Raw genomic sequence first — 600 nt, forward strand, 5'->3', positions numbered from 1 at the left:
CTCCTAGTGCACACCATGATAACTCTTGAAGCTTAGTAAAATAGAGCGACTCGTTATGCTGCTCTTTCGCAATCACAAAACCAAGGTCAGCCTTAGCGTTCTTCACCAAACTCGATGCTTGAGATGAGGTGGTATTGAGCAATGTGAGGTCGATACCCGGGTATTGCGCTTTAAATTTCTGGAAAGGACGAATCAATAAAAATCGAGAGATAATGTCACTAACTGCAATGGTTAGCGTGCCAATTTTTAGGTCATTAATCGCATTGAGATCAGCCTGACATACCTGCAACTCAAGCAAGGTTCTTTTGCTGGTTTCTAAGAGCCTTTCGCCCGCTTGAGTTAGCTGAAATGGGCTTCTTTCTATCAGCTTGATACGTGTGAGCTGTTCAAGTTGTTTTAAATGCAAGCTTACGTTTGGCTGTGTCATATGTAGAGCGTTGGCCGCCTTACCGAAATGTTTGTGTTCAGCTAACGTCACAAACGTGTTCAACAAATTGATATCAAGCATCATCTTCTCTCATGTGTTACTTCCAATTGTTCGGCACTACAAACGCGTCACTCTCTATTTCACAATTCACCAGTTCCGTCATTCCCTACAGT

1 protein-coding gene is annotated in these 600 nt (G+C 42.8%); it reads right to left on the bottom strand.

Features of this window, described 5'->3' with window-relative positions; translation table 11 throughout:
* Window positions 1-511, bottom strand: a 511-nt coding sequence (locus BCT81_RS18590) for a LysR family transcriptional regulator (RefSeq protein ID WP_133152656.1), incomplete at its 3' end; no start/stop codon positions are given.
* Between the last annotated feature and the right edge of the window lie 89 nt (window positions 512-600).

Origin of the sequence: Vibrio sp. 10N.261.52.A1 (assembly GCF_002876325.1) — a bacterium.
Taxonomy (GTDB): Bacteria; Pseudomonadota; Gammaproteobacteria; order Enterobacterales; family Vibrionaceae; genus Vibrio; species Vibrio chagasii.